The 25,793-nt window shown below is 73.5% G+C and carries 24 protein-coding genes; 11 read left to right on the top strand and 13 right to left on the bottom strand.

Annotated elements, in window-relative coordinates; genetic code table 11:
* The gene (locus ACZ4WQ_RS32720) at positions 1–1,173 is read right to left on the bottom strand and encodes an acyl-CoA dehydrogenase family protein (protein ID WP_468022635.1); all 1,173 of its coding nucleotides are present in this window, start codon (positions 1,171–1,173) and stop codon (positions 1–3) included.
* Positions 1,174–1,232: 59 nt separating this feature from the next.
* Between ACZ4WQ_RS32720 and ACZ4WQ_RS32725 the strand changes: the two genes are divergently transcribed.
* The 3 genes from ACZ4WQ_RS32725 to ACZ4WQ_RS32735 are packed head-to-tail and all read left to right on the top strand — an operon-like array spanning position 1,233 to position 3,880.
* Positions 1,233–2,042 carry an SDR family oxidoreductase gene (locus tag ACZ4WQ_RS32725; RefSeq protein WP_385347429.1) on the top strand — a complete coding sequence of 270 codons (810 nt, stop codon included), beginning with the start codon at positions 1,233–1,235 and terminating at the stop codon, positions 2,040–2,042.
* A gap of 26 nt (positions 2,043–2,068) precedes the next feature.
* Positions 2,069–2,692 carry a TetR/AcrR family transcriptional regulator gene (locus tag ACZ4WQ_RS32730; protein ID WP_311728765.1) on the top strand — a complete coding sequence of 208 codons (624 nt, stop codon included), beginning with the start codon at positions 2,069–2,071 and terminating at the stop codon, positions 2,690–2,692.
* A 30-nt stretch (positions 2,693–2,722) separates the two neighbouring features.
* Positions 2,723–3,880, top strand: a complete 1,158-nt coding sequence (locus tag ACZ4WQ_RS32735) for an acetyl-CoA C-acetyltransferase (RefSeq protein WP_358842467.1) — start codon at positions 2,723–2,725, stop codon at positions 3,878–3,880.
* Here ACZ4WQ_RS32735 and ACZ4WQ_RS32740 read toward each other — a convergent pair.
* Genes ACZ4WQ_RS32740 through ACZ4WQ_RS32755 form a run of 4 tightly spaced genes read right to left on the bottom strand, consistent with a single transcriptional unit; the run spans position 3,864 to position 7,280 of the window.
* Entirely contained in the window at positions 3,864–4,913 is a 1,050-nt protein-coding gene (locus ACZ4WQ_RS32740) for an NAD(P)H-dependent flavin oxidoreductase (RefSeq protein ID WP_468022636.1), read from the bottom strand. The two genes, ACZ4WQ_RS32735 and ACZ4WQ_RS32740, sit on opposite strands and share 17 nt — an antisense overlap.
* Positions 4,913–5,650 (bottom strand): CoA-transferase subunit beta, encoded by a 738-nt coding sequence (locus tag ACZ4WQ_RS32745; RefSeq protein ID WP_311728762.1) that lies wholly within the window; start codon positions 5,648–5,650, stop codon positions 4,913–4,915. The genes ACZ4WQ_RS32740 and ACZ4WQ_RS32745 overlap by 1 nt, the downstream gene beginning before the upstream one ends.
* On the bottom strand, positions 5,647–6,495 hold the full coding sequence (locus tag ACZ4WQ_RS32750; RefSeq protein ID WP_311728761.1) for a CoA transferase subunit A: 849 nt from the start codon (positions 6,493–6,495) through the stop codon (positions 5,647–5,649). The genes ACZ4WQ_RS32745 and ACZ4WQ_RS32750 overlap by 4 nt, the downstream gene beginning before the upstream one ends.
* Positions 6,496–6,515: 20 nt before the next feature.
* On the bottom strand, positions 6,516–7,280 hold the full coding sequence (locus ACZ4WQ_RS32755; protein ID WP_311728760.1) for an enoyl-CoA hydratase family protein: 765 nt from the start codon (positions 7,278–7,280) through the stop codon (positions 6,516–6,518).
* A 79-nt stretch (positions 7,281–7,359) separates the two neighbouring features.
* On the opposite strand from ACZ4WQ_RS32755, the gene ACZ4WQ_RS32760 reads away from it, so the two are divergent.
* Both ACZ4WQ_RS32760 and ACZ4WQ_RS32765 read left to right on the top strand, forming a co-directional pair.
* A complete protein-coding gene (locus ACZ4WQ_RS32760; RefSeq protein ID WP_468022637.1) occupies positions 7,360–8,151 on the top strand; it encodes an SDR family oxidoreductase in 792 nt (263 codons plus the stop codon).
* Positions 8,148–9,071, top strand: coding sequence for an SDR family oxidoreductase (locus ACZ4WQ_RS32765; RefSeq protein WP_311728757.1), 924 nt, complete (start codon positions 8,148–8,150; stop codon positions 9,069–9,071). The genes ACZ4WQ_RS32760 and ACZ4WQ_RS32765 overlap by 4 nt, the downstream gene beginning before the upstream one ends.
* Here ACZ4WQ_RS32765 and ACZ4WQ_RS32770 read toward each other — a convergent pair.
* On the bottom strand, positions 9,066–10,136 hold the full coding sequence (locus ACZ4WQ_RS32770) for an SGNH/GDSL hydrolase family protein (protein WP_468022638.1): 1,071 nt from the start codon (positions 10,134–10,136) through the stop codon (positions 9,066–9,068). The two genes, ACZ4WQ_RS32765 and ACZ4WQ_RS32770, sit on opposite strands and share 6 nt — an antisense overlap.
* Before the next feature lie 180 nt (positions 10,137–10,316).
* Between ACZ4WQ_RS32770 and ACZ4WQ_RS32775 the strand changes: the two genes are divergently transcribed.
* Positions 10,317–12,251: an ABC transporter ATP-binding protein gene (locus ACZ4WQ_RS32775; RefSeq protein WP_468022639.1), complete on the top strand. Its 1,935-nt coding sequence runs from the start codon at positions 10,317–10,319 to the stop codon at positions 12,249–12,251.
* Here the strand turns inward: ACZ4WQ_RS32775 and ACZ4WQ_RS32780 are convergent.
* Together ACZ4WQ_RS32780 and ACZ4WQ_RS32785 are read right to left on the bottom strand one after the other, a co-directional pair.
* Complete coding sequence (locus ACZ4WQ_RS32780; RefSeq protein ID WP_398373587.1) at positions 12,238–13,878, bottom strand: B12-binding domain-containing radical SAM protein; 1,641 nt, start codon at positions 13,876–13,878, stop codon at positions 12,238–12,240. The two genes, ACZ4WQ_RS32775 and ACZ4WQ_RS32780, sit on opposite strands and share 14 nt — an antisense overlap.
* Before the next feature lie 38 nt (positions 13,879–13,916).
* The gene (locus tag ACZ4WQ_RS32785; RefSeq protein WP_398373588.1) at positions 13,917–14,639 is read right to left on the bottom strand and encodes a transketolase; all 723 of its coding nucleotides are present in this window, start codon (positions 14,637–14,639) and stop codon (positions 13,917–13,919) included.
* A gap of 209 nt (positions 14,640–14,848) precedes the next feature.
* Here ACZ4WQ_RS32785 and ACZ4WQ_RS32790 point away from each other — a divergent pair, with 209 nt between their 5' ends.
* Positions 14,849–15,592 (top strand): isopentenyl transferase family protein, encoded by a 744-nt coding sequence (locus ACZ4WQ_RS32790; RefSeq protein ID WP_398373589.1) that lies wholly within the window; start codon positions 14,849–14,851, stop codon positions 15,590–15,592.
* Positions 15,589–16,161 carry an LOG family protein gene (locus tag ACZ4WQ_RS32795; RefSeq protein WP_358842457.1) on the top strand — a complete coding sequence of 191 codons (573 nt, stop codon included), beginning with the start codon at positions 15,589–15,591 and terminating at the stop codon, positions 16,159–16,161. Before ACZ4WQ_RS32790 ends, ACZ4WQ_RS32795 begins: the two co-directional genes overlap by 4 nt.
* Here ACZ4WQ_RS32795 and ACZ4WQ_RS32800 read toward each other — a convergent pair.
* The 5 genes from ACZ4WQ_RS32800 to egtA all read right to left on the bottom strand — a co-directional run bounded on the left by ACZ4WQ_RS32800 (position 16,151) and on the right by egtA (position 22,043).
* Positions 16,151–17,401 carry a transglycosylase family protein gene (locus tag ACZ4WQ_RS32800; RefSeq protein ID WP_385347409.1) on the bottom strand — a complete coding sequence of 417 codons (1,251 nt, stop codon included), beginning with the start codon at positions 17,399–17,401 and terminating at the stop codon, positions 16,151–16,153. The two genes, ACZ4WQ_RS32795 and ACZ4WQ_RS32800, sit on opposite strands and share 11 nt — an antisense overlap.
* Before the next feature lie 290 nt (positions 17,402–17,691).
* Positions 17,692–18,657 carry an L-histidine N(alpha)-methyltransferase gene (egtD, locus tag ACZ4WQ_RS32805; protein WP_358842455.1) on the bottom strand — a complete coding sequence of 322 codons (966 nt, stop codon included), beginning with the start codon at positions 18,655–18,657 and terminating at the stop codon, positions 17,692–17,694.
* Entirely contained in the window at positions 18,654–19,409 is a 756-nt protein-coding gene (gene egtC, locus ACZ4WQ_RS32810) for an ergothioneine biosynthesis protein EgtC (RefSeq protein WP_311728748.1), read from the bottom strand. Before egtC ends, egtD begins: the two co-directional genes overlap by 4 nt.
* A gap of 46 nt (positions 19,410–19,455) precedes the next feature.
* Complete coding sequence (egtB, locus tag ACZ4WQ_RS32815; RefSeq protein WP_398373590.1) at positions 19,456–20,793, bottom strand: ergothioneine biosynthesis protein EgtB; 1,338 nt, start codon at positions 20,791–20,793, stop codon at positions 19,456–19,458.
* Positions 20,790–22,043, bottom strand: a complete 1,254-nt coding sequence (gene egtA, locus ACZ4WQ_RS32820; RefSeq protein WP_398373591.1) for an ergothioneine biosynthesis glutamate--cysteine ligase EgtA — start codon at positions 22,041–22,043, stop codon at positions 20,790–20,792. Before egtA ends, egtB begins: the two co-directional genes overlap by 4 nt.
* Positions 22,044–22,333: 290 nt before the next feature.
* On the opposite strand from egtA, the gene ACZ4WQ_RS32825 reads away from it, so the two are divergent.
* The 3 genes from ACZ4WQ_RS32825 to ACZ4WQ_RS32835 are packed head-to-tail and all read left to right on the top strand — an operon-like array spanning position 22,334 to position 25,685.
* Positions 22,334–23,338, top strand: coding sequence for an NADPH:quinone oxidoreductase family protein (locus ACZ4WQ_RS32825; RefSeq protein WP_398373592.1), 1,005 nt, complete (start codon positions 22,334–22,336; stop codon positions 23,336–23,338).
* Positions 23,335–24,540, top strand: coding sequence for an acyl-CoA dehydrogenase family protein (locus ACZ4WQ_RS32830; protein WP_398373593.1), 1,206 nt, complete (start codon positions 23,335–23,337; stop codon positions 24,538–24,540). The genes ACZ4WQ_RS32825 and ACZ4WQ_RS32830 overlap by 4 nt, the downstream gene beginning before the upstream one ends.
* A complete protein-coding gene (locus tag ACZ4WQ_RS32835) occupies positions 24,537–25,685 on the top strand; it encodes an acyl-CoA dehydrogenase family protein (protein WP_468022640.1) in 1,149 nt (382 codons plus the stop codon). The genes ACZ4WQ_RS32830 and ACZ4WQ_RS32835 overlap by 4 nt, the downstream gene beginning before the upstream one ends.
* Positions 25,686–25,793 lie beyond the last annotated feature (108 nt).

Genomic DNA, 25,793 nt, shown 5'->3' on the forward strand with positions numbered 1-25,793 from the left:
TCATCTGCGGCCCTTCGGCAGGCCGAGCAGCCGCTCGGCGATGATGTCGCGCTGGATCTCGTTGGTGCCCGCGTACACCGGGCCCGCCAGGGCGAAGGTGTAACCGTCGGCCCAGGCGCCGCGCGCGGGCGCGTCGAGGGCGGAGTCGGCGAGTTCGCCGTGGGGGCCGAGCAGGTCCAGGGCCGTTTCGTGGAGGGCGATGTCGAGCTCGGACCAGAAGACCTTGTTGAGGCTCGACTCGGCGCCCAGGGAGCCGCCGGCCGCCAGCCGGGACGCGCCCCCGTACGCGAACAGCTCGTACGCCCGGGCGTGGATCACCGCGTCGGCCACCCGGTCGCGCAGCGCGGACGAGTTGTCGGTGGCCGGATGGTCGCGCCACAGCGCCGCCAGGCGGCGCGCGGCCGCCGTGAAGCGCCCGGGGCTGCGCAGCGTCAGCCCCCGTTCGTTGCCCGCCGTGCTCATCGCGACCCGCCAGCCCTCGCCCGGTCCGCCGATCACGTCCTCGTCGGGCACGAAGACCTGGTCGAGGAAGAGCTCGGCGAAGGCGGGCTTGCCGTCGAGGCGCCCGATGGGGCGCACGGTCACCCCCGGCGCGCGCAGCGGGAACATCAGATAGGTCAGCCCGCGATGGGGGGCCGACGCGTCCCGGTCGCTGCGGAAGAGGCCGAAGGCGCCGTCGGCGAAGGCGGCCCGCGAGGACCAGGTCTTCAGACCGTTCAGCAGCCAGCCGCCGTCGGTGCGCTCGGCGGTGGAGCGCAGGGACGCGAGGTCCGAGCCGGACTCGGGCTCGGACCAGGCCTGTGCCCAGACGACCTCGCCGCGGGCCAGCGGCGGCAGCACCCGGGACCGCTGCTCCGGTGTGCCGTGCTCGAAGAGCGTGGGGGCCAGCAGGCTGATCCCGTTCTGGCCGACCCGGCCGGGCGCCCCCGCCGCGTAGTACTCCTCCTCGAAGAGCAGCCACTCGAACAGCGAGGCGCCGCGCCCGCCGTACTCCTCGGGCCAGCTCACCGCCGACCAGCGGCCCGAGGCGAGCGTGCGCTCCCACGTCCGGTGGGCGGCGAAGCCCTCGGCGGTCTCCAGGGAGGGCAGCGGCTCGGCGGGCACATGCGCCGCGAGCCACCGCCGGGCCTCGTCCCGGAACTCCCGCTGCCGCTCGGTCAGATCGAGATCCACCGCGGCTCCCGCCTCCCTCCCGGTTCCCTAACAAGTGTTTGGTAGGTTACCGTGGCGCCGTGACGGACAACAAGGCGGGCAACAAGGCCAACCGAGCGCCCTATGTCCCCGGCCACGGCCTCCTCACCGGCCGCACGGCCGTCATCACGGCCGCGGCGGGCAGCGGCATCGGCGGCGCCACCGCCCGCAGATTCCTGGAGGAGGGCGCCCGCGTCGTCATCGGCGACGCCCACGCCCGCCGCCTGAAGGAGACCGTCGCCGCGCTCGCCGGGGAGTTCGGGGCGGACCGGGTCGCCGGGACGGCCTGCGATGTGACCGACGAGGACCAGGTGGCCGCGCTCCTCGACCTCGCCGAGGAGACCCACGGCCGCCTCGACGCCCTCGTCAACAACGCCGGGCTCGGCGGCACCGCCGAGCTGACCGGGATGACCGACGAGCAGTGGCACAAGGTCATCGACGTCACCCTGGGCGGCACCTTCCGCTGCACCCGCGCCGCGCTGCGCCGGATGAGGGCCGACGGCCGCGGCGGCGTCATCGTCAACAACGCCTCCGTCGTCGGCTGGCGCGCCCAGGCCGGCCAGGCGCACTACGCGGCGGCCAAGGCCGGGGTGATGGCGCTCACCCGCTGCGCCGCCGTCGAGGCCGCCGCCTACGGCGTACGGGTCAACGCGGTCTCACCGAGCCTGGCCATGCATCCGCACCTGGTGAAGGTGACCACCCCCGAACTGCTCGCCGAGCTCACCGAGAAGGAGGCGTTCGGCCGGTACGCCGAGCCATGGGAGGTCGCCAACGTCATCGTCTTCCTGACCAGCGGCTACTCCTCGTACATGACGGGCGAGACGGTGTCCGTCAGCAGCCAGCACGCGTGAGGCGGAGGGGCCGGGAGAATGGACAGGTGCCGAAGACGAGCGAGAACAGCAAGAAGACCACCGTGACCCCGTCCCCCCAGCGACGCCGCGAACTGCTCTCGACGGCGGCGGAGGTGTTCGCCGCACACGGGTACAACGCGACCACCGTGCGCCGCATCGCCGACGAGGTGGGGATGCTCGCGGGCAGCCTGTACTACCACTTCGACTCGAAGGAGGCGATGGTCGACGAGATCCTCTCCACCTTCCTGGACGAGCTGTGGGCCGGTTACGAGGCCGTGCTCGGCGCCGGGCTCGGCCCCAGGGAGACCATCGAGGCGCTCGTCACCGAGTCCTTCCGGGAGATCGACCGGCACCGGGCGGCGGTCGCCATCTACCAGAAGGAGTCCAAGCACCTCTCCGCCCAGCCCCGCTTCGGCTATCTCACCGTCTCGCAGCGGAAGTTCGAGGAGGCGTGGCTGGGCACGCTCGAGCGGGGGGTGGCCGAGGGGGTCTTCCGCGCGGACCTCGACATCCGGCTTGCGTACCGCTTTCTGCGCGACACCGTCTGGGTCGCCGCCTCGTGGTACCGGCCGGGCGGACAGCACAGCCCCGAGGAGATCGCCCGCCAGTACCTGTCGATGGTCCTGGACGGCGTCACCCCGCGGGCCTGACCACCGGGACACCACCGGACAGGAGGGATCATGGCCGAGGCATACATCGTCGAAGCGGTACGGACCCCCGTCGGCAAGCGGAACGGCGGACTTGCGTCCGTCCACCCGGCCGACCTCGGCGCGCACGCACTGCGCGCCCTGATGGAGCGCTCGGGCGCCGACCCCGCCGCCGTCGAGGACGTGGTCCTCGGCTGCCTGGACACCGTCGGCCCGCAGGCCGGGGACATCGCGCGCACCTGCTGGCTGGCCGCCGGGCTGCCCGAGGAGGTCCCGGGCGTGACCGTCGACCGGCAGTGCGGCTCCTCGCAGCAGGCGATCCACTTCGCGGCGCAGGCGGTTCTCTCCGGCACCCAGGACCTGGTGGTCGCGGGCGGGGTGCAGAACATGTCGATGGTGCCCATCGCCTTCGCCAGCCGCCAGGCGACGGTGCCGCTCGGGCTGACCGAGGGCCCCTACGCGGGCTCGGAGGGCTGGCGGGCGCGCTACGGCGACCGGCCGGTCAACCAGTTCTACGGCGCCGAGCTGATCGCCGAGAAGTGGGGCATCACCCGCGAGGCGATGGAGGAGTTCGCGCTGCGCTCGCATCAGCGGGCGATCCGCGCCATGGACGAGGGCCGCTTCGACCGCGAGCTCGTGTCGTACGGGGAGGTCACCGCCGACGAGGGCCCGCGCCGGGACACCAGCCTGGAGAAGATGGCCGGACTCAAACCGGTCATGGAGGGCGGCCGGATCACCGCCGCCCTGTCCTCCCAGGTCTCCGACGGGGCCGCGGCGATGCTGATCGCCTCCGAGCGGGCGGTGCGCGAACACGGCCTGACGCCGCGCGCCCGCGTCCACCACCTCTCGGTGCGCGGCGAGGACCCGATCCGGATGCTGTCCGCGCCGATCCCGGCGACGGCGCACGCGCTGAAGAAGACCGGCATGACCATCGACGACATCGACCTGGTGGAGATCAACGAGGCCTTCGCCCCCGTGGTGCTGGCCTGGCTGCGGGAGACCGGCGCCGACCCGGAGAAGGTCAACGTCAACGGCGGCGCCATCGCCCTCGGCCACCCCCTCGGCGCCACCGGCACCAAGCTGATGACGACCCTGCTGCACGAACTGGAGCGCACGGGTGGGCGCTACGGCTTGCAGACGATGTGCGAGGGTGGCGGCCAGGCGAATACGACGATCATCGAGCGGCTGTGAGGCGGTCGACGACCTCCGCCGCCTCCGCCATCACCCGCTCCACCAGCTCCGCGCACGACGGCAGGTCGTCGATCACCCCGGCGACCTGCCCGGAGGCCATCACCCCGCTGTCCGTGCGGCCGTCCACCATCGACGCCTTCAGCAGCATCGGCGTGTTGGCGGCCAGCAGCACCTGACTCCAGGTCAGCTCCTTGCCGTGCTTCATCGCCAGCCCGTCCCGCACCATTCGCGCCCAGCTCAGCCCGGACAGCCGCCGGAAGGCCGCGGCGTGTCGCAGCGCCCGCGTCAGCGCCGCGACGCGCCCGGACCGTTCCAGGGACGCGACCAGCTCGCTGCGCAGCATCCGGTGGGGGAGCCCGTCGACCGCCGTGGTGACGGTGACATCGGCGACCGACGCCGCGAGATAGCGGGCCTTGACCGGGTCCGGGACCGTGCTGTCGGAGGTGAGCAGAAAGCGGGTGCCCATGGCGATCCCCGCGGCGCCGTACGCGAGCGCGGCCACCAGCCCGCGCCCGTCGAAGAAGCCGCCGGCCGCCACGACGGGGATGTCGACCGCGTCCACGACCTGGGGCAGCAGCACGGCGGTGCCGACGCTCCCGGTATGGCCGCCGCCCTCGCCGCCCTGGACCACGACCGCATCCGCGCCCCAGGCGGCGACCTTCTCGGCGTGTCGCCGGGCCCCGACGGACGGGATGACGACCACGCCCGCGTCCTTCAGCCGGGCGATCAGCTCGCGCGTGGGGGCGAGCGCGAAGGACGCGACCCGCACCCCCTCCTCGATGATGATCCGCACCCGCTCCTCGGCGTCCGCCGCGTCCGCCCGCAGGTTCACGCCGAAGGGCGCGTCGGTGCGCGATCCGACCTCCCGTACGGCCGACCGCAGCTGGTGCGGGGTCATGGTGGCGGAGGCCAGGATGCCGAGGGCACCGGCGTTGGCGGTGGCGGACACCAGCCGCGGCCCGGCGACCCACCCCATGCCGGTCTGCACGATCGGATGGCGCACACCGACGAGTTCGGTCAGCGGGGTGTCCATTACGCGGGCACCTCGCGCTCGCGCAGCCCCTCCGGGTCGATGACCTCCCGAATCAGCCGCAGCTCCGCCGCCGTGGGCTCACGGGTGTACGGGACGTCGTCCGCGATGTCGAGCGGGAAGCCGGTGGCCTCCCGCACCTGACCGGCGCTCACCCCCGGGTGCAGGGAGCGCACCCGCATGGTGCGGTCGGGCGTGGCGAAGTCCAGGACCGCGAGGTCGGTCACGACGCACGGGATGCGGTGGAAGCGGGTGGCGGAGGGCCCGGCGGCGGCCGCCCGGTCGTAGCCGACGCCGCAGACCATGTCGACGCGTTCGACGAAGACACGCCGGGAGTGCCGGGGCACCCAGTAACTCGTCGGGTTGTTCAGCGTGTTGACGGGCGCGCCGCGCACGCCCAGCAGCTGCCGCCGGGGCCGCTTCCAGTCGCCGATGCAGCTGATGTTCTGGTTGCCGTGCCGGTCCAGCTGACTGGCGCCCATCATCACATGGCGCTTGCCCGCGGTGACCAGCGCGAGGTGCTGGCGGTAGGGCAGCCAGCCCTCCACCACCCCCGGCCCGGCGCCCAGCAGCAGCGCCTCGCCGTCGGTGAGCAGCAGGTCGGGCGCGAAGGTGAGCCGCGCCAGCTGGGCGCCGGCGCGCGGCACGGCGCCCATCGGGGCGGCGAGGACCTCGCCGTCGCCGCGCCACGCCTCCGCGCAGGCGACCACGCAGTATTCGGCCCGGGTGACCGTGCTCATGCGCCCTCCTCCGCGAACGCCGCCACCGCCGTCTGGTACGCGCCCTCGTCCCCGCTCAGGAAGCGCTCGGTGAACTCCCGCCACGCGCCCGGGTCCGCGGCGGCCTTCGCGTACGCGCTCTGGAACGCCTCGTCGCGCCCGTAGTCGGGGGCGCAGGAGGTGAAGTGGGCGCCGTTCGGGGTCTCGATCACGCCGGTCACCGAGTGGCGCTTGACCAGCAGCGTCTGCGGACCGCCCGCCGCCGCGAACTCCGCGCTGTCGACGAGGCGCTCGCAGGAGACGTATGCCGCTTCGGCGGCCTCGCAGAACAGGTCGTCGAAGTACGGGTCCGGGCCCAGGTACTGGCCGTTGCCGTGTGCGTCGGCCCGGTTGAGGTGGACCAGCGCGGCGTCCAGCCGCAGCGCGGGCACCGCCACCAGCTCCTCCCCGTCCTCGTACGGCGAGGTGACCGTCCGCAGCCCCGGATTAACCGTCATCACGTCCGAGCCGAGCCCCGCCCGCACCGGCATGAACGGCAGCCGGTGGACGGCGGCGGTCAGCCCCCACATGAACATCGCCTCGTCCAGCTCCACCAGTTCGAGCTCCCCGCGCTCGCGCGCCGCCCTGAAGTGCGGTTCGAGCGGGATCGAGTCGAGCGTGGCGAAGGCGGCGACCAGCTTGCGGATCTTCCCGGCGGCAGCCAGCAGCCCGACGTCCGGCCCGCCGTACGAGACCACGGTCAGATCGGTGACCGGGGAGCGCAGCAGCGCCCGCACCAGCGCCATGGGCTTGCGCCGCGACCCCCAGCCGCCGATGCCGACCGTCATGCCGCTCTCGATCCGGCCGACGGCCTCCTCCAGGGACATGCGTTTGCCGCTGCCGGGCCTCAACGCCGCTCACCCGCCTCGGAAACGCCGGACACGAACGCCTCGCGGTGCCGGTCGGCGATCCCGCTCAGGTTGGCCTCGAAGGTGAAGCCCTGCTCGAAGCGGTAGCTGCGGCGCACATCGACCGGGTCGATGCCGTTGATCGCGGCCTTGGCCAGCCGCAGCAGCGCACCGTCCTTGGCGGCGATCTCGCGGGCCAGCGCCAGCGCCGCCGCCGACAGCTCGGCGCGCGGCACGACCCGCCACACCGAGCCGTGCCGGTGCAACTCCTCGGCGGTCACGGTGCGCGAGGTGTAGTACAGCGCGCGCATCAGGTGCTGCGGCACCAGCCGGGCCAGATGGGTGGCCGCGCCCAGGGCGCCCCGGTCCAGCTCCGGCAGCCCGAACGTCGCGTCGTCGCTGGCGACGATCGCGTCGGCGTTGCCGACCAGGCCGATGCCGCCGCCGAGGCAGAAGCCGTGCACCGCGGCGACGACCGGGACCTGGCAGTCGTAGACGGCGGCGAACGCCTCGTAGCAGCCGTGGTTGGCGCCGATCAGAGCCCCATGCCCCTCGGTGCGCTGCATCTCCTTGATGTCCACGCCCGCGTTGAAGCCCCGGCCGGCGGCGGCGAGGACGACACAGCGCACCTCCGGGTCGCTGCCCGCGCCGCGCACGGCCGCGGCGAGCTCGTACCAGCCCTGTACGGGAAGGGCGTTGACGGGTGGGAAGTCCACGGTGACGACGGCGATGCCCGCGTGTGGGGCGGAGGTGGAGACACCCATGAGCAGATCCGCTACCTTTCCACCAAACATTTGTTAGGCGAGAAGGTAGCAGCGGTCGGGGCGCAGCGGGAGGTGTCACGTGGCGGTCACCGTCGATCTGGCCGGGCGCGTCGCCCTCGTCACCGGGGGCACGCGGGGCGTGGGGGCGGGCATCGCGCGGGCGCTGCTCGCCGCGGGCGCCGAGGTGGTGGTCTGCGCGCGCCGGCCCGGGGAGAGGCCCGTCGAAGCGGCGGGCCGCACCGCCCGCTTCCTGCCGCTCGACGTCCGGGACCCGGACGCCGTCGGCGCCTTCCTCGCGCGGCTGCGCGACTCGTACGGACGGCTGGACCTGCTGGTCAACAACGCCGGAGGCAGCCCGTTCGGACTGCTCGCCGCCGCCGGGCCGCGCCGCGCCGCGCGTGTCGTCGAGCTGAATCTCATCGCACCCCTGACCGTCTCCCTCGCCGCCTATGAGGTGATGCGACATCAGCGGCGCGGCGGCTCCATCGTGATGATCGGCAGCGTCAGCGGGACCCGCCCGTCGCCCGGCACCGCCGCCTACGGAGCCGCCAAGGCGGGGCTCGAGAACCTCGCCCGCTCCCTCGCGGTGGAGTGGGCCCCCACGGTGCGGGTCAACACCGTGGTGCTGGGCATGGTCCGCACCGAACTGTCCCATCTGCACTACGGCGACGAGGCCGGGCTCGCCGCCGTCGGCCGCACCGTCCCCCTCGGGCGGCTGGCCGAGCCGGGCGAGGCGGGCGACGCCTGCGTCTTCCTCGCCTCCGACCTCGCCGCGTACATCAGCGGCGCCGCCCTGCACGTCCACGGCGGCGGTGAACGCCCGGCGTTCCTCGACGCCGCCAACGTCAACCAGCGGGAGGACTCACGATGACCGGACTGTGCGAGGGGCGGGTCGCCGTCGTCACCGGAGCGGGCCGCGGCCTGGGGCGCGCGCACGCGCTGGCCCTCGCGGCCGAGGGCGCGAGGGTCGTGGTCAACGACCTCGGCGTGGCCCTGGACGGCGGGGACGGCGCGGCGGACCGGGGCAGCCCGGCCCAGGACGTCGCCGGGGAGATCCGGGCGCTGGGCGGCGAGGCGGTCGCGCACGGCGGCGACATCGCCACCGCCGACGGCGCGGCCTCGCTGGTCGCCACCGCCCTCGACACCTACGGCCGGCTCGACTGCCTCGTCAACAACGCGGGCTTTCTGCGCGACCGCATGCTGATCAACCTGGACGAGGACGACTGGGACGCGGTGGTGCGCGTCCACCTCAAGGGCCACTTCCTGCCGCTGCGGCACGCCGCCGCTCACTGGCGCGCCGAGGCGAAGGCGGGCCGCGCCCCGGCTGCCCGCGTGGTCAACACCGGCTCCGGGGCCGGGCTGCTGGGCAGCGTCGGCCAGGGCAACTACTCCGCTGCCAAGGCCGGGATCGTCGGGCTCACCCTCGTGGCCGCCGCCGAGCTGGGCCGCTACGGCATCCAGGTCAACGCCATCGCCCCGGCCGCCCGCACCCGGATGACCGAGCGGACTCATCCCGAGACCATGGCGGCGCCGGACGCGGCGGACGCCTTCGACGCGATGGCCCCCGGGAACGTCTCGCCGCTCGTCGTCTGGCTCGCCTCCGCCGACAGTGCGGGCGTCACCGGCCGGGTCTTCGAGGCCGAGGCCGGGCGGATCACCGTCATGGAGGGCTGGCGGCCGGGCCCCACCGCCGACAAGGGTGCCCGCTGGACCCCGGCCGAGGCGGGCGAGGCCGCCCGGAAGCTGCTCGCCGACGCCGAGCCGCCCCGCCCGGTGTACGGGGCGTCATGAGCGGGCCGGACCCGCCGGGGTGCACCCCGCGCGGCGCAGGGTCGTCAGAAAGCGCGCGGCGAAGACGGGGTGGCCCGCGGGCGCGGGGTGCAGCCGGTCCAGGCCCTCGGGCTCCAGCAGCAGCCGCGTACAGCTCGGCCCGAACACCTCAGGGCCGTGCACATAGTGCAGATTCGTGTCCCCGTGCGCACGCAGCAGCTCCACCGCGCGCCGTATGTGCGCCCGGCACTCGCGCATCGTCATCCCGGACGGCCCCGGCACCTCCTCCCGCTCCGGCGCGACGATGCTCGACATCACCGCGAACGGGGTCGTCGGATGCCCCTCGCGCACCGTTTGCACAAAGCCGACGAGCGACGAGGTCAGCGAGTCGCGGTTGTGGCTGCCCAGTGCCTGGATGTTGATCCCGACGCAGACGGTGAGCAGCTCGGCCGGCAGGTCCCGCATCAGCCGCGCGGTCATCGGCTGAAGCTGGCAGGCCGCCCCCAGCGCCAGCGAGGTCAGCTCCCACCCGGCGCGCCGGGCCACCAGGGCCGTCCATGCCCGGCTCGGGGAGGCGGCGCCGCGCCCCTGCGAGATGGAGCTGCCGTAGTGGATCCAGCGCGGCCGCCCCTCGGCGCCGTCGCGCTCGACCGCCGCGCCCGCGTCCAGCGCCACCTCGCACAGCCGGAACTGGTGGTAGAAGGGCAGCCACAGCTCGACCGTCGCCAGGCTTCCCGGCCGGCCGCCCAGCCCGTCGACCCGGAACTCCGCGTCCCCGCCGTGCGTTTGCAGTTCGACGGTGGCCGTGTGCCGCCCCTCGCACAGCACATCCAGCCGGGCCACCTCCGGCGGCCCGTTGAGCTTCGGCGCGGGATCCGCCTGGTAGCGGCAGGTCAGCCCGGTGCTGTCGGTGCGCAGCGCCACCCGCACCCCCGACGGCATCGCGGCCCGCCCCAGCCCGCCCTCGGGCAGATGGAGCGCGGCCTCCCGGTGCGGCAGCCGCCAGGGCGCGGTCCAGCCGGGGCCCCGCTCCAGCGACACCGCCCCCCGATAGCGCAGCCGCGGATCGTCGTGGGCCAGACGCACCCGGCACTCTCCTCCGTTTTCTGTCGGGCGAAGGGCGCGTACCCCACCCCACGGCGGGCGCACGACGCCCGTACCTCGCACATCGTGCCACGGAGCGCCGAAGGCCGACCGGAAATGCATCGCGGATGGACCCTCCGCTACGGGAAACTGACGCGGTGCGCACGCGGAGGGGGTGGTGCGATGCCGTGGCCGCGGCGACGCAACCAGCAGGCCACTGACGAGACATCGGAGTCCGAGCGACTGCTCTTCGGCGGACGGCTCCGGTACGACATGGGATTCAGCCGCTACGACGACGCCTATCTGCATCTGTCGTTATGGGCCATGGCCCGCAGGCTGCCGCGCCTGGTGGGCTCCACCGTACGGCTCGCCTGGGCCGCCGACCGCAAGGCGCTGCGCACGGTCGCGGCGGCCGAACTCGGCCAGGGCATCGGCCAGGCGTTCAGCCTGGTGGCGGTGAACGACGCGCTGGCGGCGCTGCTGGCCGACGGGGCCACGGCCGACCGGCTGCGGGGCGCCCTGCCGTCCCTGATCGTGGTCGGCGTGGTGGCGGTCCTCGGCGCGCTGCTGGCCTCGGCGTCGACGGCGGGAACCGGCCGACTGGAGCCCAAGGTCGAACGGCTCGCGACCGAACGGTATCTGGAGTGCGCGGCCCGGGTGGAGCTGTCCGCGATCGAGGACGCGGAGTTCCACCGGCTGCTGGACTCCGCCCAATACGGGGCCTCTTCGGCCCGGCGCATGGTCAGGTACTGCGTGGCGGTGGTCAACGGGCTGCTCGCGGTCGTCGCCGCGGCCGGGGTGCTGACGGTGCTGCACCCCGTGCTGCTGCCGCTGCTGGTGCTCATCGCCCTGCCGCGCAGCTGGAGCGCGCTGCGCATCGCCCGCCGCCGCTATCTCTCCTTCCACACCATGATCGAACACGCCCGCGCGGGCCATCTGCTCAGCCGGCTGCTCACCGAGCGCGAGGCCGCGCAGGAGGTCCGGGTGCACGGCGTCGGCCGCTTCCTGCTGCGCCACTTCCGCCGGATGTCGGAGTCCGCCGAGGCCGAGCAGACCCGACTGGCCGACGCCGCGGCCCGCACCGAGCTGATCGCCGCGGCGTTCACCGGAGCGGCGACCCTCGCCACGTACTCGGCGCTCGCCGGGCTGCTGCTCACCGGCGGCATGGAGCTGTCCGTCGCGGGGACCGCGGTCATCGCCATCCGCACCGGCTCGCAGAACCTGTCCACGCTGGTGCTCCAGCTCAACCAGCTCTACGAGGAGATGCTGTTCGTCCAGGACCTGGACCGGCTGTGCGAGGACGCCGAGCGGTGCGCCATCCCCCAGGGCGGGCTGCCGCTGCCGAAGGAGCCGGAGGAGATCCGCTTCGAGTCCGTCTCCTTCACCTACCCCGGCAGCGACCGGCCCGCACTGGACAAGGTCAGTCTCACCATTCCCGGCGGGGGCGTGGTCGCGCTCGTCGGCGAGAACGGGTCCGGCAAGTCCACCCTGGTCAAGCTGCTCGCCGGACTCCATATGCCGGACTCGGGGCGGATCCTGTGGGACGGCACCGATATCGCGGAGGCCGACCGGGAGCAGCTCTTCTCCCGGATCGCCATGGTCAACCAGGACTTCAAGCGCTGGCCCTTCACCGCCAAGGCCAATGTCGCGATCGGCAGCCCGGAGACCCCCATCCGCGCCGCGGCCCTGGACCGCGCGGCGGTCTACGCCGGGGCGGACGACATCGTCGCCGGGCTGCCGCACGGCTGGGACACCCTGCTGGCCCGGGAGTTCCGCGGCGGCCACCAGCTCTCCGGCGGCCAGTGGCAGCGGCTGGGCATCGCCCGCGCCCGCTACCGCGCGGCCCCCGTGCTGCTGGTCGACGAGCCCACCTCCGCCCTCGACGCCCGCGCGGAACTCGCCGTCTTCGAGCAGATCCGCGCCCTCACGGGGGAGGGGCAGACCGTCGTCCTGATCACCCACCGGCTGGCCTCCGTCCGGCACGCCGACCTGATCCACGTCCTCCATGAGGGGCGGGTGACCGAGTCGGGCACCCCGCAGGAGCTGCTGGACCAGGGCGGCATCTACGCCGAGCTGTTCCATCTGCAAGCGTGTCAGTACGACCTCAGCGGGCCGTGACCACGCCGTGTCCGGCGAGTTCGGACAGCAGACGGTCCCTGCGGCGTGCGGCCTCGGCCGGGTCGCGGACGTCGGCGCTCAGCATCCCGAGGCGGTCCACCAGCTTCTCCACCACCGCGTTCCGCGCCGGCGACCGGCCGGGCAGCAGGGGGGACTCGAAGCCGTGCTGCCACACCCGGGCGATCGCGTGGTCGTTCTTCCAGCGCACCTCGCGCAGGGTCTCCAGCTGGAGCCGGGCGGCGGTGCGGCTGTCCATCCCGTGGTGGGTCCAGTCCTCCGCCTCGCCGTCCAGGTCGAAGACCTCCAGGCCGAAGCGGTCGGCCTCCTGCCAGACCGGCATGGTCTCGTCGTTCATCATGAAGACGTAGAGCGCGAACTGGCCGGAGTACTCCGAGACCAGGAACCGCCGGGTGTCCTCGAAGAGTTCGGGCGTCTCACCGGGATAGCCGACGATGAACGAGACGAAGGAGTGGATCGAGCTGTCCGAGAGCAGCTCGAAGGCCGTCCGGTTGGCGCGCGCCTTGACCTGCTTGTGCATATAGCCCAGCGTCGTGTCGTTCATCGACTCGAAGCCGATGGACAGCGCGCGGCAGTGCGCCCGTTCAAGGTCCGCCACGACCTCCCGGTCCCGGATCGAGTTGGCGCGTGTGTACGCCTCCCAGCCGACGTCCGCCTCCGCCAGCAGCGGCAGCAGCGCGCGCAGCCGGGTCGGCGGCACCGTGAACGTCGAATCCAGGGCCTTGATGTACTCGGCCCCGTTCTCGCGGCGGTAGCGCAGGAAGTCGTCGGCGATCTTCTGGGCCGACTTGTAGCGCCACTTCGGCGACGCGGCGGGGAAGGAGCAGTACTTGCAGCTGAACGGACAGCCGCGCATGGACTCGTAGGGGACGACCGGGAGCGTGCCGACCGGGCTGGGCGAGGGCTGCGCGTCCAGGTCGATGTACTCGATCCGGGTCATGCGCAGCCGGTCCGTGTCGCGGTCGCGCCACACCAGGTTGGGGATCTCGGCCACGTCGCCCTTGGTGCGCAGGGCGCGCAGCAGCGCGGGCAGGGCGGCCTCGGCGTCGCCTCGGACGATGTACCGGACGAAGGGGTGATCGGACAGGATCCGCTGGAACTTGAGGTTGCTGTACTGCCCGCCGAGCACCAGGACCGCGGTGGGGCAGCGTTCCTCCACCCAGCTCACGGCCTTGGCGAGGGTGCGGCGATCCCAGATGAACGTCGTCGAGAGCAGCACCACGTCCACGTCGGCCGGGGGTTCCACCGCGGAGCCGGTCCAGATCCGCTCGATCGGGAACACCTCGTGGTCGAATCCGGCGGCCAGAAGGATCGACTGAAGGGTGAAGGTGGTCAGATGGGGTGCCGTCTCCGGCTCGTGTTCCTCCTCGACGGGTGCGGAGAGGCGCACCGAGCTGACCGCGCGGGCCCGGCCGCCGGTGCGCCTCGGACGCAGCAGCGGGCGTCTTGTCGCGTCCGCCGTGCGCAGGAGGGACAGGTCGAACACCTCGCGCCGCCCGGCGGCCGCGCGGTGGCCCGCCGGGGCCAGTAACGCCTCGAACGAGGAGCCCTCCAGAAGCTTCTTGTTCGGTACCTCCGGCCCCATGCCGGAGATCAGGAGAACGTTCATCGGCTTCCTCCCGGGAAGTGTGTGCCGGCTTGGCGCCTTCAGCGCAGGAAGGCCCTGACCGCCGCGGCGATGCCCGCCTCGTCGAGCACGGGGGCGGGCGCCGCGGCGTCCCAGGGGGTGCCGAGGGCACGGAGCCGGTGCGGGACGTTCACCAGGGCCTCGGCGACACACCGCGCCGAGGTGCCGGCCAGATGGGGCTCGACCAGGACGACGTCGGCCCGGTCGGCGGCCAGCACCGCGGTGCGCAGGCCGACCGCGTCGAAGGGGCGGATCGTCGAGGCGTACAGAACGGTCAGGTCCAGTCCGGCGGTGGCGCGCACCACCGTGTCCAGCGTGGGGCCCACGGCCAGCACCACACCGCCCGCGCCCAGCCTGATGACCTCGAACGCCCCCGAGGCGCCGTGGGGTTCGGCGTTGCCTTGTTCGGGGAGTCGGATGTACGCGCTGCCGTCGCCGGCCGCGGCCTCCCGCAGCAGCCGCCCGACCTCGTCGGGGTGTCCCGGCACATGGACGCTCCAGCCGGGGAGCGTACCGAAGAGCGCCACGTCCTGCGGCGCGGTGTCGGGCGAGGCGCCGTAACCGACCAGCACCGTACGTCCCCCGGAGTGGCCGAGAACCGGCCCGAGTTGTTGCAGAACGCGCTCGACGGGTGCGCCGAGGTTGACCGGAACCGATCCGGCCAGGGTCGAGAGCGTGTCCGGATCCCATCCCTTGCCGAATCGATCGAGAATTGCTGATGGCGGATCCGACAGTCGAGTCATGCCCGGTCCTCTCGTGAATACCATTCGGGCTGCCCGAGAATGGTGTGATCCGGAGTGTGGCCCCGGGCAAGTAAGGAGGGCGTTAAATATTCAACCTTTAATTACTTGCCCATTCGTTTACTGTTTTGATGCCTTGGCTAGGGATGCGCAGGAGGCCAGCGGGGTTACCGTGATTCACCGTCAGGAAAGTTGCGGCGAAGGGGATTTCGATGGCTGGATCACCTGGCGGAAGCCCGCAGTTCGTGCATGTCATCGCCGGACCCACCGGCGTCGGAAAGAGCGCGGCCGCCACCGCGCTGGCCCGGATCACGGGCGCTCCGATCGTGGTGGCCGACCGGATCCAGTGCTTCACCGACCTGGCCACCACCAGCGCCCGGGCCGGTGAGGAGACGGCGGACGTGGAGCGTTCCTGGCTCGGCGACCGGACCGTCGCCGACGGGGACTACCCGGCCGAGGAGGCGGCGGACGCGCTCGTCCGCAAGCTGGAGCAACTCGGTGAGCAGCACCGGTTCGTGATCGTCGAGGGCGGCTCCATCTCGCTGCTCCAGGCCTTCGCGGAGCGGCTCCCGGAGCTTGACTGCCGGCTGACCGTACGGCTGCTGCACATCCAGGACCGGGAGGGCTATGTGGTCCGCCTGGCGCGCAGGGCGCGCCGGATGCTCGTCCCCGAGGGGGCCGGGAGCAGCATGCTCGAAGAGCTGGCCGCCCTTTGGGCGAGCCCGGACCATCGATTCTTCGCGGCCTCAGTCAACGGGCTCGAAGCGATTCTTGAATGGTGCGCCACCTATTCGGTGGGCGTGGAATCGCTGACCTCATATGAGCTCTCCGAGGCGCAACTGGAGAAGATGGCGTGGATGGTGGCGGAGCGCCACGCCGAACACGGCTTTTTACAGGACAGAATCTTCTCGAAAGTTTTCGACGGAATACCTTCGGCCATTTATGGCGCAGCGTGAGCCCCGAGGCGCCCCTGCGCCGGGTCACGGTTTTCTGCGGGGCCTCTTCCGGCTGCCGCCCGGTCCATCTGCGAGCGGCGGCCGAGTTCGGCCGGGCCGTGGCCGAGGCCGGGCTCGAGCTGGTGTACGGAGGGGCCCGGGTGGGTCTGATGGGGGCGGTCGCCGACGCCGCCCTGCGCGGGGGAGCCGCCGTCACGGGCGTCATCCCCCGCCACCTCGAGCGCCACGAGATCAGCCACACCGGACTCACCCGGCTGCTGGTCGTGGCGGACATGCACCAGCGCAAGGCGCGCATGGCGGAACTCGGCGACGCCTTCGTCGCCCTGCCGGGCGGCCTCGGCACCGCCGAGGAGATCTTCGAGGCGCTGACCTGGGCTCAGATCGGGCTGCACGACAAGCCCTGCGCCCTTCTCGACACCGGCGGCTACTACCAGCCGCTGCTCGCCTTTCTCGCCCACGCCGCGGCCGAAGGGTTCGTATCGCACCGCGACGTGGACGGCATCGTGGTCTGCGCTCGCCCCCGGGACGTCCTGCCCCGGCTCGCCGAGCGTCGAAGGCTCAGATGCTGAGGCCGTGCGAGCGCAGATAGGCCAGCGGGTTGATGTCCGAGCCGTAGCCGGGGCCGGTGCGGATCTCGAAGTGGAGATGCGGGCCGGTGACGTTGCCCGTCGAGCCCGACCGGCCCACCTGCTGGCCCCCGCTCACCTGTTGGCCCGCCCGGACGGACAGCTGCGACAGATGCGCGTACTGGCTGTATCTGCCGTCCGGGTGCCGGATGACCACCTCATAGCCGTACGCGTCGGCCCAGCCCGCCGAGACCACCTGGCCGGTGCTGACGGCCTTGACCGAGGTGCCGATGCCCACGGGAAAGTCGATGCCGGTGTGATGGCCGCTGGACCAGCTGCTCCCGGCCGCGCGGTAGGCCGTGGTCGGGCTGACCCCGCTGACCGGCAGGGTGAAGCCGGAGCCGGTGGCGGGCTTGGCCGCCGGGGGCTTGGGGGTGGTCCGGTGGGAGCTCTCCGGCTTGGCGGTCTTCGGCTTCGCTTTCGGTTCGGCCTTGGGCTTGGCCTTCGCCTTGGGCTTGGCCTGTGCCTCGGGTTTGGCCTGCGGCTTGGCCCGGGAGCCGTCCAGGGCTAGTCTCTGGCCCGGGTAGATCAGATCCGGATCGCCGCCGATGGTCTCGCGGTTGGCCTGGTAGATCGCCTGCCAGCCGCCGCCGACCTCGTGCCGGTTGGCGATCCGGGACAGCGAGTCGCCGCTGATCACCACATACTTGCTGTCCTTGGCGGTGGTACGGCCCGGCAGGCTGGTGGGCGTCGGCGTGTCGTGCTTCGTCTGCTTGGCCGGCTCGGCGCGCCGGGGCTGCGCGGCCTGCTGCCCCTTGGTCACCGACGCGTTGACGGCCTTGGCCGCACTGTGCGGCTCCGCGTCGCCGCGGGCCAGCCCGGCCCGCCCCGAGCAGCTCGGCCAGGCGCCGGGGCCCTGGGCGTCGAGCACCTTCTCGGCGATGGCTATCTGCTGGTCCCTGGAGGCCAGGTCGGCCCGGGGCGCGTAGGCGGTCCCGCCGTACGCCGCCCAGGTGGACTGCGTGAACTGGAGGCCTCCGTAGAAGCCGTTCCCGGTGTTGATGTCCCAGTTCTCGGTGGACTCGCAGTGGGCGAGCTTGTCCCAGGTCTCCTCGCTCGCCGCGCTCGCGCCGGTCGCTCCGACCAGGGGCAGGGCGAGACCGGCGCCGCTCGCCGTGACGCTGAGCGAGGCGCGGGAGATGCGGTTGGGCTTGTAGCGGCGGTGGCGTCCGCGTAAGGCCATGGACGGCTCCTTGTCATGCGCCTTCGCGGCGCGCTGCCGGGCGCGCCAAAGATTAGGGGTGTGGATTTCGCCACAACAAGAGGGAGTTGGGTCACGAATAGGGGTCATAGCGCGCTACGCTGCGGCCTCGCCATCACGATGTGATGTGGATCACATTATTTCGTTGGGTGTTGTGGGCGGGACGGAGCGTAGTGGCCCAAAGGGGCGCGGTGACAGCGGAGTTGTGCGCCCCCTTCGGCGCGGCGGGCGCGAGCCGCGAGTCACGGCCCGCGCCCGGACCGGCTCGGGGGCTACCCCTTGACCGCCAGCGACAGCGCGAACCGCCCCGCGCGGTCGGTCCACCACCGCCGCGGCTCGAGCCCCGCCGCGACGAGTTCCGCCCGCACCCGCTCCCGCCGGAACTTCGCGGAGACCTCGGTGCGGATCTCCTCCCCGGGCGCGAGATGGACCGCGAGGTCCAACGCGGGGATCTTCGCGGTGACCGCGCCGCGGGCCCGCAGCCGCATCTCGATCCACTCCCGCTCGGCGTCCCACAGCGCCACATGGTCGAAGTCCGCCGGGTCGAAGTCGGCGCCCAACTCCCGGTCGAGGACGGCCAGCACATTCTTGTTGAACTCCGCCGTGACGCCCTGCGCGTCGTCGTACGCGGCGACCAGTGTGGCCTCGTCCTTGACCAGGTCGGTGCCCAGCAGCAGCGAGTCGCCGGGCACGAGCAGGGCGCTGACCGAGGCGAGGAAACCGGCCCGCTCGACGGGCAGCAGATTGCCGATGGTGCCGCCGAGGAACGCCACCAGGCGTGGGCCCGGGGTGTCCGACGGCAGGGTGAGCCCCTCCAGGAAGTCGGCGACCAGCGCGTGCACCGTCAGCTCCGGGTGCTCGGCGAGCAGGGCGCGCCCCGCGAGGGTCAGCGCGCTCTCGCTCACGTCCACCGGCACATAGGCGTGCAGCTCGGGCAGGGCGCGGAGCAGATGGCGGGTCTTCTCGGAGGAGCCGGAGCCCAGCTCGACGAGGGTACGGGCGCCGGTCGCGGCGGCGATCTCCGCGGCCCGGGCGACCAGGATCTCCCGCTCCGCGCGGGTCGGGTAGTACTCGGGCAGCTCGGTGATCCGCTCGAACAGCTCGCTTCCGCGGGCGTCGTAGAACCACTTCGGCGGCAGCTGCTTGGGGGTACGGGTCAGGCCCTCGGCCACATCGGCGCGGAGCGCGGCGGCCGTGGCGTCGGCGGGCAGGGTGCGAGTGAGGGTGAAGGGGCTCACAGGGAAGCCTCCTTGAGTGCGGTGAGCTGGACATCGGAGCGGGTGGCGGAGAGCAGGGTGCGGTCGGGGACATCGGTCCAGCGCGGGTCGTCGTCGTAGGGCTCGGAGGCGACCACCACGCTGTGGCCCGGCTCGGCCAGATAGCTGAGGGTGTCGCCCCAGGCGGTGGCGGCGATGGTCTCGCCGTCGGTCAGCAGCAGATTGAGCCGTGACCCGGGCGCGGCGGCGGCCACCGTGCCGGTGGTCTCGCCCAGCGCCGTGGGCAGGTCCTGGCCCAGGCGCAGCCGGTGCAGCGTCAGCGCCCACAGGAACGCGGCGTCGCAGCGCGCCTCCATCCGCAGCAGATCGGCGGGCGGCAGGGTGGTGGTCAGCTCGGCCACGGAGTGGGGCCAGTCCTCGACCCTGCCGTTGTGGCTGAACAGCCAGGCGCCCGAGGCGAAGGGGGCGGCGCCCGCCTCCCCGTCGGCGCTCGTCTCGGAGGCGTTGCGCACGGCGGCGAGCAGCGCGCCGGTGCGCGTCACCCGGGCCAGATCGGCGAACGACAGATCGGCCCAGATGGGCCCGGCGCGCCGGTAGCGGGCGGCCACCGGATCGCCCTCCGCGTACCAGCCGACGCCGAACCCGTCGGCGTTCATCCTGCCGTGCCGCTGCCGCCGTGGCTCGTAAGACTGCCGGTACAGCCCGTGCGGGGGCGCGATGAGGAGTTCCCCCACGGGCCTGCTGGGTCCGAGGTAGGCGAGATGCCGGCACATCGGCATCACCCCCTTCCGATCCGGGTGGGTCCGTTCCGGGCAGCGTTCACGCCTCACCGGGCCCCGCGTCGCGGGCGGTGCGGAAGCCGGAGAAGATCTGGCGGCGGACCGGCAGGTCCCAGTTGCGGAACGTGCCGCGGCAGGCGACCGCGTCCACCGCGAAGGAGCCGCCGCGCAGGACCTTGTAGGTGTCGCCGAAGAAGACCTCCGAGTACTCGCGGTACGGAAAGGCACGGAACCCCGGGTAGGGCAGGAAGTCACTGGCCGTCCACTCCCACACATCGCCGATCAGCTGCCGGACGCCCAGCGGCGAGGCGCCGCGCGGATAGCTGCCGGCCGCGGCCGGGCGCAGATGGCGCTGGCCCAGGTTGGCGTGGTCCGGGGTGGGGTCGGCGTCGCCCCACGGGTAGCGCCGGGACCGGTCGGCGGCCGGGTCGTGCCGGGCGGCCTTCTCCCACTCCGCCTCGGAGGGCAGCCGCCGCCCCGCCCAGCGGGCATAGGCGTCGGCCTCGTACCAGCTCACATGTACCACGGGCTCCTCGGGCCGCACCGGCTCCGTCACCCCGAACCGGCGGCGCAGCCACTGCCCGCCCTCCCGCCGCCAGAACAGCGGCGCGCTCAGGCGGTGCTCGCGGACGTGACGCCAGCCCGGCCCGGTCCACCAGCTCCGCCGCTGATAGCCGCCGTCCTCGATGAACCGGGCGAAGGCTCCGGCCGTGACCGGGGCGGTGTCGATGAAGAAGGCGGGGACCACCCGGCGGTGCGCCGGGCGCTCGTTGTCCAGGGCCCAGGGCTCGGTGGACGTGCCCATGGTGAACGGACCGCCGGGGACCAGCACCTCCGACGGCAGCGATGCGCCGTCCGCGGCGTCCGGCGGGGGCGGAGCGGCCAGCGCGGCGGGCCCGCGCCGCAGCTGGTGGGTGATGAGCATCGTCTCGTCGTGCTGCTGCTCATGCTGCGCGATCATGCCGAACGCGAACGCGGCGTCGAGCAGTGGCCCGCCCCGCAGCGGGATCCGCTCGAGCACGTCGAGCACCCGGCCGCGTACATCGGCGACATATCCGCGGGCCTCGGCGGGCGGCAGCAGCGGCAGCGAGGGGCGCTCGGCGCGCGGGTGCTCGAAGGCGTCGTACACCGAGTCGATCTCGGGGCGCAGCGCATCCTGCCCGGCGACCGCCCGCAGCAGCCACTGCTCCTCCTGGTTGCCGATGTGCGCCAGATCCCAGACCAGCGGCGACATCAGCGGGGAGTGCTGGGCGGTGAGGTCGTGCTCGTCGACGCAGCTGGTGAGGGTGCGGGTGCGCTCGCGCGCCCCCCGCAGCGCCGCTTCGGCGCGCCTCCGCAGCGCCTCGGGGTCGGTGTCGGGTCCGGAAGCGGTCGTCATGGCCGGTACTCCTTCCCGGTGGCGGGGGTGAGCAGATCGTCGGCCGGACACCGGCCGCGGGCGACATAGCGGTCGGTGAAGGCGGCCACGGCGGAGGTGATCGCGGGGGAGGCCCCGAGCCGGGGCAGCGCCTCCAGGGCCGTGGCGAAGCAGACGGCGGCGGCGGCGCGGAGCTCGGGGTCGGCGAGAGCGTGCCGGGCGGCGGCGCGCCACAGCGGATTGGCCGGCGCGGGCTGCGGGCCCGCCGTCTCGGCGAGGGGCTTCACCACACGGTAGACGGTTTCCGTCGCCTGGGGGTCGTCGAAGAGGGCCACGGTGACGGCCAGGGGGACGATCCAGCCGTCGTCGCGCTGCGCGTCGATCATGCGCAGCTCCAGGTGGCCGCGGGGCCGGACGGGCGGGAAGAGCGTCGATACGTGGTAGTCGAGGTCGTCCCGGGTGGGCGGCCGGGGCGCGCCCGTGCGGATCCAGTCGCGGAAGGTGAGGCCGTACGGCACGGACCACGCCCCCGCGCCGTCCCGGACGGCCATGACGGGCGCGTCGAGCACATACCCGGCCCAGGCGGCGCGCGGGTCCGGGCCCGCGGGCGGCGCCAGCGTCCGGCCCGGGTCCATCGCGGCCCACACGGCCTGCCGGGTCGAGCGGTAGCCGGTCGGGGCGCCCATACGCAGCGGGGAGTTGGCGAAGGCGGCGGTCAGCACGGCCCCCAGCAGATGGGCCAGCCGCCAGCGCCGCCCGACGCCCAGCGGGCCCGGCTCCTCATGGCCGGCGTCCACGCACACCTGCACGGAGGCGGTGTTGCACATCATCGTGCGCCCGGCCGGTCCCCGGCGGTCGAAGTAGGTCTCCATCGTGGCGTAACGGGGAGTGGTGAGAAACCGCCGCGGCGGGCGCCAGGGGTCGTGCCCGTGGCCGGCGATGCCGAGGCCGAGGCGGGCGAGGAGGGGGCGTACGAGCGCCAGATCGGCGGCGGCGGACTCCACCAGGTCGGTGAGCGAGTCGGCCGGGAGGGAGCTGAGCTCCAGCTGGCCGCCCGGTTCGAAGGTGAGCGCGGACCGGAGCGGAAGCCCGCGCAGTGCGGTCACCGCGGCGTCCAGCCGGGCGGTCTCCACCGGGCGCGCGGGGTCGTGCGCGTCGTGCACAAGCCATTCGAGCTCGACACCGAACCGCCGAGGCGGTCCGGTCTTGAAACAGATGCCCCGTATTCGGGCCTCCGCCTCGGCTTCGCTGATCGCCTGGTTCTCGGGCACCGTCGTCTCCCGTCCGCCTTTTTATGGGCTCGGCAGCCATATCGGCTCGGCAGTGGCTCGCCGTGGTGCGAGTCGATGAGCCGTCGCCCACCCTCACCTGTGAGTGGTGTTCGACTCAAGGGCCCGTCCAGCCTCAGGGCCCGTCCAGCGTCGCACAGGAGTTCATCGGCCGCCCGGCGGAGTGGTCCTGGCGTGCCCCGCAGGACGGTTCCCCCGTTCGTACCGACTGGTTAGTATGCGGTTTCGGCGCGGGGACCGCGCCGACCGACAGCGTGTGGGAGGCCACCGGTATGCAGGCATGGCGAGTGCACGAGACGGGCGAGCCGCGCGCGGTGATGCGCCTGGAGGAGGTGGCGGAGCCGGTCGCCGGGCCCGGGGAGCTGCTGCTGCGGGTCAGGGCCGCCGACGTCAACTTCCCCGACGCCCTGCTCTGCCGCGGGCAGTACCAGGTGCGCCCGCCGCTGCCGTTCACCCCCGGCGTCGAGGTGTGCGGCGAGGTCCTGGCCGTCGGCGAGGGCGCCCCGGGCCGCCCGGGCGACCGCGTCATCGCCACCGCCGCGCTGCCCGCCGGCGGCTTCGCCGAGACCACGGTCGTCAGCGCCGCGGCCGCCCTGCCCGCCCCCGACGCGCTGGACGACGCCGAGGCCGCCGCGCTGCACATCGGCTACCAGACCGGCTGGTTCGGCCTGCACCGCCGGGCCCGGCTGGAGCCCGGGGAGACACTGCTGGTGCACGCCGCCGCGGGCGGCGTGGGCAGCGCCGCCGTCCAGCTCGGCAAGGCCCACGGCGCCCGGGTGATCGGCGTCGTCGGTGGTGCGGACAAGGCCGAGGTGGCCCGGGAGCTCGGCTGCGACCTGGTCGTCGACCGGCGGCGCGAGGACTTCGTGGCGGCCGTCAAGGAGGCCACCGGAGGACGGGGCGCCGATGTGATCTACGACCCGGTCGGCGGTGACGCGTTCGCCAAGTCGGTCAAGTGCGTGGCCTTCGAAGGCCGGATCGTGGTCGTCGGCTTCGCCAGCGGCGTGGTCCCGCAGGCCGCCCTCAACCACGCCCTCATCAAGAACTACGCGATCCTCGGCCTCCACTGGGGCCTGTACAACACCCACGACCCGGCCGCCGTCCGCGCCTGCCACGAGGAGCTGGCCAAGCTCGCCGCCCAGGGCGCGGTCAGGCCCCTGGTCAGCGAGCGGGTCCCGCTCGACGCGGCCGCCGACGCCGTCCAGCGCGTCGCGGACGGCACCACCACCGGCCGCGTCGTGGTCGTCCCGGGGCAGCGCCAGGGGGTGGGACGGTGAGCACGACCGCCGAACCGGGGCGGGTGACCGCCGACGAACTGCGCGACCGCGTCCGGCGGCTGCTCGCCGAGCACCCCGTGGCCACCACCGGCCGCCTGGACTTCCTGCGGGCCCGCTTCGACGCCGGACTCGCCTGGGTCCACTACCCGGCGGGGCTCGGCGGCCTGGGCGCCCCCCGCGCGCTCCAGGCCGTCGTGGACGCCGACCTCGACGCCGCGGGCGCGCCCGACAACAACCCCCGCCGCATCGGCATCGGCCTCGGCATGGCCGCGCCCACCATCCTCGGCTTCGGCACCGACGAGCAGCGCACCCGCCTGCTGCGCCCCCTGTGGACCGGCGAGGAGGTGTGGTGCCAGCTGTTCAGCGAACCGGGGGCCGGCTCCGACCTCGCGGCCCTCGCCACCCGGGCCGTGCGCGACGGCGACAGCTGGGTGGTCGACGGGCAGAAGGTCTGGACGTCCGGCGCACACCTCGCCCGCTGGGCGATCCTCATCGCCCGCACCGACCCCGACCTGCCCAAGCACCGCGGCATCAGCTACTTCACCTGCGACATGACCGACCCGGGCGTCGAGGTGCGCCCGCTGCGCCAGATCACCGGCGAGGCGGAGTTCAACGAGGTCTTCCTCACCGGTGTGCGCATCCCCGACAGCCGGCGTCTCGGCGGGGTCGGCGAGGGCTGGAAGGTCGCCCAGACCACCTTGATGAACGAGCGCGTCGCCATCGGCGGGGGCCGCGTCCCCCGCGAGGGCGGCATGATCGGCAAGGTCGCCGGCGCCTGGCGCGAGCGGCCCGAGCTGCGCACCCACGACCTGCACCAGCGGCTGCTCGGGCTGTGGGTGGAGGCCGAGGCGGCCCGGCTGGCGGGGATGCGGCTCGGCCAGCAGCTCGCGGTCGGCCAGCCAGGCCCCGAGGGCTCGGCGATGAAGCTCGCCTTCGCCCGCCTCAACCAGGAGATCAGCGGCCTGGAAGTGGAACTGCTGGGGGAGGAGGGCCTGCTGTACGACGACTGGACGCTGCGCCGCCCCGAGCTCGTCGACTTCACCGGGCGCGAGGCGGGCTACCGCTATCTGCGGGCCAAGGGCAACTCCATCGAGGGCGGCACCTCCGAAGTGCTGCTCAACATCATCGCCGAACGCGTCCTGGGCCTGCCGTCCGAGCCCCGGACCGACAAGGACCTCCCGTGGAAGGACCTGCCCCGATGAGCACCCCGGACCTGCTCTACTCCGAGGCCGAGGACGATCTGCGCTCCGCCGTGCGCTCGCTGCTCGCCGATCGCTGCCCGCCCTCCGCCGTCCTCGCCGGAGCGGAGAGCGCCCGCCCGTACGACCCCGCGCTGTGGCGCTCCCTGGCCGTGGAGATGGGGACGGCCGGGCTGCTGGTGCCGGACAAGCTCGGTGGACAGGGCGCCACCGCGCGGGAGGCGGCGGTCGTGCTGGAGGAGCTGGGCCGTGCCGTCGCCCCCGTCCCCTACCTCACCAGCGCCGTGCTCGCCGCCACGGCCCTGCTGGGCTGCGACACCGACGAGGAGCGGGTGGCCCGGCCGCTCGGCGCGCTCGCCGAGGGGCGCGCGGTCGGCGCGCTCGCGCTGCCGCTGTCCACCGCGCCCGGCGGCGGCGCGCCGAGCGCCACGGTCACCGCCCGCGGCGACGGCGCCCTCAGCGGCCGGGTCGGCGGCGTGGCGGGCGCGGCCGGAGCGGACATACTGCTCGTCCCCGCCGAGGGCCCCGACGGATACGGGCTCTATTCCGTCGACGCTGCCGCTGCCGCCGACGCCCCGGGCGTCACCGTGGAGCCGCTGACCCCGCTCGACCTCACCCGGCCGCTCTCCGCGCTCCACTTCGCCGACGCCCCGGCGCGCCGCCTCGCCGGGCCCGACCGCGCCCGGGACGCGGTCGGCCGGGCCCTGATGGCCGGGGCCGGGCTGCTCGCCTCCGAACAGCTGGGCCTGGCCGAGTGGTGTCTGACGGAGACCGTCCGCCACACCAAGGAGCGCCATCAGTTCGGCCGCCCCATTGGCTCGTTCCAGGCGCTCAAACACCGGATGGCCGGGCTCTGGCTGGAGCTGGTCTCCGCCCGGGCCGCCGCCCGGCACGCCGCCGACGCGCTCGCCACGGACAGCCCCGAGGTCCCCCTCGCGGTGGCGGTCGCCCAGGCGTACTGCGCGCGGGTCGCGGTGCACGCGGCCGAGGAGTGCGTACAACTGCACGGCGGGACCGGCATGACCTGGGAACACCCGGCGCACCTCTACCTCAAGCGGGCCAAGAGCGACGAGATCGCGCTGGGCACCCCCGGCCGTCACCGCGCGGCGCTGGCCGGGCTGGTGGACCTCCCCGCCCCCGTCGGCTGAGCGGAGCCGCCCCCGGCCGGTGCCCGCCGACCGGGGGCGGACGGGGGCGCCGGGGCGTACGGGCAGGGGCGGCCCGGGGGTTCGCACCCGTGATCGGCACCCGTATGG

The organism is Streptomyces sp. NPDC028305 (genome assembly GCF_055569495.1).

What these genes read in the sequence shown, in the direction of transcription:
- ACZ4WQ_RS32800 (WP_385347409.1), bottom strand. Translation starts at nt 17,401, where the DNA reads ATGGCCTTACGCGGACGCCACCGCCGCTACAAGCCCAACCGCATCTCC.
- ACZ4WQ_RS32785 (WP_398373588.1), bottom strand. Translation starts at nt 14,639, where the DNA reads ATGACTCGACTGTCGGATCCGCCATCAGCAATTCTCGATCGATTCGGC.
- egtC (WP_311728748.1), bottom strand. Translation starts at nt 19,409, where the DNA reads ATGTGCCGGCATCTCGCCTACCTCGGACCCAGCAGGCCCGTGGGGGAA.
- ACZ4WQ_RS32745 (WP_311728762.1), bottom strand. Translation starts at nt 5,650, where the DNA reads ATGAGCACGGTCACCCGGGCCGAATACTGCGTGGTCGCCTGCGCGGAG.
- ACZ4WQ_RS32765 (WP_311728757.1), top strand. Translation starts at nt 8,148, where the DNA reads ATGACCGGACTGTGCGAGGGGCGGGTCGCCGTCGTCACCGGAGCGGGC.
- ACZ4WQ_RS32755 (WP_311728760.1), bottom strand. Translation starts at nt 7,280, where the DNA reads ATGGGTGTCTCCACCTCCGCCCCACACGCGGGCATCGCCGTCGTCACC.
- ACZ4WQ_RS32775 (WP_468022639.1), top strand. Translation starts at nt 10,317, where the DNA reads ATGCCGTGGCCGCGGCGACGCAACCAGCAGGCCACTGACGAGACATCG.
- ACZ4WQ_RS32740 (WP_468022636.1), bottom strand. Translation starts at nt 4,913, where the DNA reads ATGGACACCCCGCTGACCGAACTCGTCGGTGTGCGCCATCCGATCGTG.
- ACZ4WQ_RS32750 (WP_311728761.1), bottom strand. Translation starts at nt 6,495, where the DNA reads ATGTCCCTGGAGGAGGCCGTCGGCCGGATCGAGAGCGGCATGACGGTC.
- ACZ4WQ_RS32735 (WP_358842467.1), top strand. Translation starts at nt 2,723, where the DNA reads ATGGCCGAGGCATACATCGTCGAAGCGGTACGGACCCCCGTCGGCAAG.
- ACZ4WQ_RS32825 (WP_398373592.1), top strand. Translation starts at nt 22,334, where the DNA reads ATGCAGGCATGGCGAGTGCACGAGACGGGCGAGCCGCGCGCGGTGATG.
- ACZ4WQ_RS32790 (WP_398373589.1), top strand. Translation starts at nt 14,849, where the DNA reads ATGGCTGGATCACCTGGCGGAAGCCCGCAGTTCGTGCATGTCATCGCC.
- egtB (WP_398373590.1), bottom strand. Translation starts at nt 20,793, where the DNA reads ATGACGACCGCTTCCGGACCCGACACCGACCCCGAGGCGCTGCGGAGG.
- ACZ4WQ_RS32835 (WP_468022640.1), top strand. Translation starts at nt 24,537, where the DNA reads ATGAGCACCCCGGACCTGCTCTACTCCGAGGCCGAGGACGATCTGCGC.
- ACZ4WQ_RS32780 (WP_398373587.1), bottom strand. Translation starts at nt 13,878, where the DNA reads ATGAACGTTCTCCTGATCTCCGGCATGGGGCCGGAGGTACCGAACAAG.